Below are 5993 nucleotides of genomic sequence, written 5' to 3' on the forward strand. Positions count from 1 at the left end.
CGGGCTTGGTTTGCTCAGAAAAGCCGGGCTGATACGCTGAAGAAATCGCTGACCGATACGACCGTACGGTTCCGGCAGTATCGCAAAGCGGCCATCGTTCGGCAGGACAGTACGGCTAAGGTCGGTTTCAGGGCTGGCAAGAAGGCCGGAGCAAAGGAGGGCCGGGCTTACGGACGCAGGCAAATTCTAACCCTGGAAGCCGTGGTGATTGTAATCGTCGGCATTTTCAAATTCCTGGTCTTCAGGTAAAGTAGTTATCCAACCCCCAGTCATTGAAAATTATGGAAGCCCCCGTAGAAAAACCCAAACCCTCCGATAAAAGCTCATTTGGACAAACTGCTATCGGTCTGATCGTCGGAGCCGTACTCACCTATTTGGTGCAGGTGCCTCTTGATAAAGCCCGTCATGCTGACTCTGAATTGACTGAAAAAGTGAATAGCCAGGAAATCAGAATTGGCGTATTGGAGCGTACCAATGTACGCGTTGACGTGCAAATAGGTCACTTAGGTACAAGTCTCGAAAAGATTGATGGCAAGCTGGAAGAATTACTCTTAGAAAACAGAAAGTCCAAAAAATGAAATACGTACTGGCCGTTGCCGCTTTTTTCCTGCTGCTATATTCTGCTTTCAGATATTACGCTTACTGGTACGCTGGTCAGCTCCAACCCCGAACGCATCCATGATTATCGCTTTCAAACGCAATGATAAAAGCTCAGTCATGGGTCAGATGGTAAGTCTGGCCCAAAAGCTGAACGGTGAGTCAGGATATGAGTACAAGCATTGTGAAATCCTTTTTCCGGAAATCGGCGAAGCCATTGCCGCCCGAACCGAAGAAGGAGTAAAGGTTCGCCCGATCAGCCAGATCATTAAAAACCCCGCCGTTTGGGATTTTTACGAGGTGCCCGCCGATGATGAAAAAGCCAGAAACTGGCTGCTGGAGCAATTAGATGCGGAGTACAATTATGGGGCCGTGCTCGGCTGGTACGCCCTGGGCTTAGCCCTCACGCCCGAGAATGTTTTCTACTGTTCCGAACTGGTGTATATCGTTTTGCGGGATTTTGCTCAGCTACCCATTGATCGAACCTTAAACGCTGCCCGAATCACTCCAGCCTACCTACGTCAGCTCCTTGTAAAGGCTGGAGCTAAACCCATCCAACCCTAACAAACCCCATGAAAAAATACACTGCCTCCGAGCTGCGGGATATGAATAGATCAATCTATTACCGAGGCTCAGAATCGTTTGGCGGCACCAAATCAGAAAACGCGGCTAGTGCCACTGAAAACTATATCGCTATCACCCAGCGAATGCACGAACTACAGGCCATTCGCCATTTTCCGAGCGAGAAAGTGAAAGGTGAAACTCAGCGGGCTATTGAATACGCCCGTACCCAGTTACGGCAACTACGGCAACAGTATCCCAACGAAGTAGCAAAGGCCGATGCCCGTATGAAAATGTACGACATCCAGCCGAATTCAAAGGCAATGCCAGCCATGTTGCCGGGTCTTACATTGGTGAAGTCTCCAAAAGGAAAGAAAATTCTAGTTTCTAACCTGATCCGCAAAAGAAAGCCGATTAAAAAGAACGATCCGGTGAAAGCCGTTCGCAAAACGGTATCCGCTAGTAAACCCACTCGCCGACCCTCGCGGCAGACGATTTCGGTAGCATCGCTGATTGGTAAAAAGAAACTGATCCAAAAGAATGATCCGGCTCGGGCAGTCCGGAAAACGGTGGCTAAGTCTACTCCGCGTGCCAAGTTCCGGGGCTCTGCCTTTGAAAAGATTCTCAAACGGGCCGATCAGATCCACCTCAGTAGTCCGGTCGTGTCTACCCGCACCATCCGCATTCGTAAAATTTCCCGTTCCCAGGCCAAACGCCTTGCCCTCAAAGAAGCCAAACGCAAATAGGTATGAGTAACAGAACCCTAGCGGTCAAACTAGAAATTCAAACGCTCTCGGATGCGGTGGCTACGCTGGTGTACCGGCTCATCCCGATTTCGCCGGGTAGTTACGAGCGTTTCGGTGATAAAAACCGCATGACTCCGGGGCTTCGTAAAATGTGGCTGGCTCCGGCAGGTAAGGGCCGCTCGCTGGATCTGATCGCTCAGGACATCAAAGCCTACGAGCAATTTTCCTTTTTAGAGGAAGATTTTGTAATCGGAGCCATCATCGATTTTACCGAGTCGCACGATTCGGCAAAAAGCCTGGAAACCTACCTCAGAACCCGTTTAGCTCAGCAACAGCAGGAACGCACGGCCATCGAGCGTAAACTTTCCAAAGTGGACGTCGACAGTGAGGACATTCAGTGCTTTGTCGATCATGCCCTGGCTATTCTGCCCAAACCCGAACTACAGAAAGAAGCTCAGGACTTTATCAAAAGTCCAAGCCTGTACTTCGGGCCATTGCTGGACGTAGAAAGCTGTAAAGAGGATTTATTCGATTTGCCCGATGCCCAACAAATTAAAGTCGTTGAATCCATCCTGATTGCCACCCAAAACCGACCCGCGTACCCCATGCGTAGCAAACCTCGTAAAGCAAAAGTTACGGCTCTTACAAAAGCTCAAAGTCGCAAGAAATCGACTCCTAAGAAACCAGTATCGAAATACGTTGACCCGGAAGAAGCTCCGATTTATTACCTGAAAAACCGGGAAACGCAAAAGCTGGAGATTCACAGCTCAAAGCTTCAGTGGCAAAAGCTCGATGTGCAGCAACAGACGTTCATCAAACGACACTGTCTGTTCTCTCGGCCTAAAGGGGCGTGGATATCCAAAGCAACCTACGACCGGGCAACGTATCTGAAAAGTCAGCTCAAGCAATACGGGATTCCCGAGGCGGCTCCGGTGGGTGAGCGTACCAGCTATGAAGAACGGTTCGATTTGAAGCGAGAACGGGCTGAGAATCGCTCAGATCGCTACGCGGCGAAGGCCAGTAAAACCCGTGTTGAAGCGGATCGGAGTGTGACAAACGCGGTTGAAATGCTTCGCGTGATTCCGATGGGACAACCCATCCTGTACGATCATTACTCAGCGAAAGGGCACCGGCGTTTACTTCAAAAATCTGACGATGCCATGCGTCGCGGGGTCGAAGGAGAAAAGAAAGCCAATTACTACGACCAACGCTCGTCAGCAGCTCAGGATACTGCGGACGCTTCCCAACTCAAAGACAAAGGGTATTTGATGCGTCGGATTAAGGAAAATCAGAAGACCATCAATACCTATCAAAAGAAATGGAAGCCGGGCACCTTTGAAACACGGGACCGCTATTTAGATGCTGTTGAAAAGCTGGCCTTTTATCAGCGGAAATTAGATGAGTTAGAATCCAGCGGCGTACGCATTGCCTCAAAAGCGGTATTGAAAAAGGCCGGTGCTACGATGGTAAAGGATCGGTTCGGGTGGAATGAAATCGTTCGCATCAATGAAAAGACCGTGACCGTTAAAACCGGCTATTCCTGGAACGCTCAGATGCCCTACGATAAGATTATCGACTGGCGACCCAAAGCCGAAGAAAAGTTCCCTGAGAAGAAACCCACCAAAACCCCGCGTAAAACGAAAATTTCCCGCTTGAAAAAAGCAGTAAAAAAGAAGCCAGCTACGCCGAAACTAGCCATGAATAGCAATGGAGAGTACGTAGCAGTAGTGCCTAAGAAAAAATCAACCGCGAAAGCCAAAGCGGGTCGCAAGGCTTCAGCTACCGTGAAAAAGATCAAAGCGGTGAAAGTAGTCCGGACGGCCAAACGTAAGGCCGTAGTTCCTAAAAAACCGACGAAAGCGGCTGAACTGAAAAAGCAACGTGAGAAAGCGGGACGGGAGTTGAAAAAGGGGCTATCTCCCGTAGGCGTAATCAAAATTGGTCGGGTGATTAACCAAACCTATCGCAGCCCAGGGGCACAGCTCCGAGACAATCCGGTAACGCATAAAAAAGTACTGGCCCCCACGGAGGAAAATTTACAGAAGTGGATTAACCGCCCTGGTAAGTATGATTTGGTCGGCGTGGATACGGGAAGCCAGAAGGTAACCATCCGGAAGAAAAAAGAAGGCACATTAGATAAACCTACGAAGCAATTCCTGAAAAAGAAATGATAACGTTTCAAACTCCTGCCAACCTCGTTATTCAACGCGACGAAACCGACCGGGCCGTACTGCCCATCAGCGGCACGTGTGATTTATTGGTTTCGTCTATGTATATCAAGCTCGTACCCGTCAAGGAAGGTTGGGGTACAGAGGTTGACGTAACGCTACCCGTATCGGCAGGTAAATTCAGTGGTACGGTAACGGCAAAAAAAGGCTGGTACAACCTGATTGCCGCTGACGAAAAAGGCGAAACGCAGACGCAGAAAATCGGCGTCGGTGATGTGTTTCTGGTATCTGGGCACTCCATCGCCTCAAACAACGGAAAAGGATATCCAGCGGATTTACCCATCGGAGAACGGGTGATTACTCTGGACTTTGACAATGCGGCGGTTAGTGATTTGTACAATCAGAAGCTGGACCCCTCGTACATTCAATACAAGTTCGTTCCCGTCTCGCTTCGGAGTCAGGTTGCCATCGGCTCTGATCCCCAACACTGGGGCAACATGGCTCACCAACTCTCCGAGAAATTCAACTGTCCCGTACTGGTCATCAACGTGGCTTACGGTGGGTCGAATCTGGAAATGTGGGAAAAAGGGATTCGCGGCCAGAAGTACGGCTATTTCGATAATCCGGACGGCCCGCGTGCCGATGGTCAGGTATTTAACTGGGAAAAGCCCATGCCCTGGGGAACGCAGAAACAGGTGCTCGAAAAGATCATCTCAAAAACGGGTATCCGGGCTGTTTTATCTCACCACGGCGAAAACGATAAGCAGCGTACGCCCGAGCAGGTAGCAGGCTACTATAAAACCCTGATTGAAACCACGCGGCAATATGCCCCCGAGGTGCCCTGGCTCATCAACCGGGCCAGCGTGTGCGGTCGCAATCCGGACGGTAGCATTCTGTATCTGACGGAGGTTCGCAAGGCTCAGGAACTTACCATTCAAAACGTTTCAAAGTGTTTCGCTGGACCGGATTACGATGCTGCAATGAATCAGTTGAAACCCGGCCTAAACGAAGCCTTAAACCTGACTGCTGCCGACCGTTACGACGATTTGCATTTGAGCGTTTCGGGGATTCGCAAGGCTACCGGCCTTTGGGCTTCGGCCATCAGCAGTCAGATTACGGTGCTTACACCGTACGTGCCGGTGAAGCCAGCTACCCAAATGAATACGACTCCGGATACACTAGTAGTATCCCCTAAACCCAATAAAGGCAGTGATTATACGGTAGAAATCGCGGTTGCTCTGTTAGGGGTAATTACATTTTTGATTCTGGCATTAAGAAAGGAGTAAGCACATGGAATGGCCCTATATCGAGTACATACCTGCTGGCATTAAAAGCCAGTGGGAAGCCAAACTAACCGCGATTTCAAAGCGGTTGAATATTCTTCCCGAGTGGCTAATGGTAGTTATGTGGCAGGAATCAAAACTCAATCCACAGGCGAAAAACGGAAGTAGTGCGGTTGGTCTGATTCAGTTCACGAACGCAACGGTTAAAATCACCAAAAAGAGTCTGGCTGAAATCTACCGCATGAACCACCTCCAGCAGCTTGATTTAGTCGAAGCCTACATTAAAGCCGCGATGGACTGGAAAGGTCCGATTCGTTCCCTGGGGGATTTGTACATCGTCACCTTTGCCCCTCAGTACCTACGCAGTTCAAACGCAACGATATGCTTTGCAAAGGGGACGGCGGGCTACAATGGGAACAAAGCCCTCGATTTTAACCGTGATGGCCAGATAAGCCGGGCCGACGTGGTGAACTTCATTCAGGAAAAAGTACCCGTAACTCACAAAGACGCGGTGGCATTTAATCCCAACGGTGGCGGCGTTCCCAGCTCATTTAGCGGAAATGGAAACACCCAGCAACCCGGTGACAGTGGGGTATGGGCTGAGCCATCCGATCCCGCTCAGGGAGATCCAGGCAAAG

Annotated in this window: 7 protein-coding genes; all 7 read left to right on the top strand. The window is 50.0% G+C overall.

Features of this window, described 5'->3' with window-relative positions:
- A partial coding sequence (locus tag ACOJTG_RS02435; RefSeq protein ID WP_420152348.1) for a hypothetical protein occupies positions 1 to 249 on the top strand: 249 nt, incomplete at its 5' end.
- Between the two features lie 32 nt (positions 250 to 281).
- Entirely contained in the window at positions 282 to 578 is a 297-nt protein-coding gene (locus ACOJTG_RS02440; protein WP_102201459.1) for a hypothetical protein, read from the top strand.
- Positions 579 to 678: 100 nt separating this feature from the next.
- Positions 679 to 1161: a hypothetical protein gene (locus tag ACOJTG_RS02445; protein ID WP_420152349.1), complete on the top strand. Its 483-nt coding sequence runs from the start codon at positions 679 to 681 to the stop codon at positions 1159 to 1161.
- An 8-nt stretch (positions 1162 to 1169) separates the two neighbouring features.
- Positions 1170 to 1904, top strand: coding sequence for a hypothetical protein (locus tag ACOJTG_RS02450; protein ID WP_420152350.1), 735 nt, complete (start codon positions 1170 to 1172; stop codon positions 1902 to 1904).
- 2 nt (positions 1905 to 1906) lie between these two features.
- Positions 1907 to 4075 carry a DUF3560 domain-containing protein gene (locus ACOJTG_RS02455; RefSeq protein WP_420152351.1) on the top strand — a complete coding sequence of 723 codons (2169 nt, stop codon included), beginning with the start codon at positions 1907 to 1909 and terminating at the stop codon, positions 4073 to 4075.
- The gene (locus ACOJTG_RS02460; protein ID WP_420152352.1) at positions 4072 to 5358 is read left to right on the top strand and encodes a hypothetical protein; all 1287 of its coding nucleotides are present in this window, start codon (positions 4072 to 4074) and stop codon (positions 5356 to 5358) included. Before ACOJTG_RS02455 ends, ACOJTG_RS02460 begins: the two co-directional genes overlap by 4 nt.
- 4 nt (positions 5359 to 5362) lie before the next feature.
- On the top strand, positions 5363 to 5993 hold a 631-nt coding region (locus tag ACOJTG_RS02465; protein WP_420152353.1), incomplete at its 3' end, for a transglycosylase SLT domain-containing protein.

It is taken from the genome of Siphonobacter sp. (genome assembly GCF_048595215.1).
GTDB lineage: Bacteria > Bacteroidota > Bacteroidia > Cytophagales > Spirosomataceae > Siphonobacter.

Bases quoted from the DNA above. Each gene is read 5' to 3' on its own strand.
- ACOJTG_RS02450 (WP_420152350.1), top strand. From the start codon at position 1,170: ATGAAAAAATACACTGCCTCCGAGCTGCGGGATATGAATAGATCAATC.
- ACOJTG_RS02455 (WP_420152351.1), top strand. From the start codon at position 1,907: ATGAGTAACAGAACCCTAGCGGTCAAACTAGAAATTCAAACGCTCTCG.
- ACOJTG_RS02460 (WP_420152352.1), top strand. From the start codon at position 4,072: ATGATAACGTTTCAAACTCCTGCCAACCTCGTTATTCAACGCGACGAA.
- ACOJTG_RS02445 (WP_420152349.1), top strand. From the start codon at position 679: ATGATTATCGCTTTCAAACGCAATGATAAAAGCTCAGTCATGGGTCAG.
- ACOJTG_RS02440 (WP_102201459.1), top strand. From the start codon at position 282: ATGGAAGCCCCCGTAGAAAAACCCAAACCCTCCGATAAAAGCTCATTT.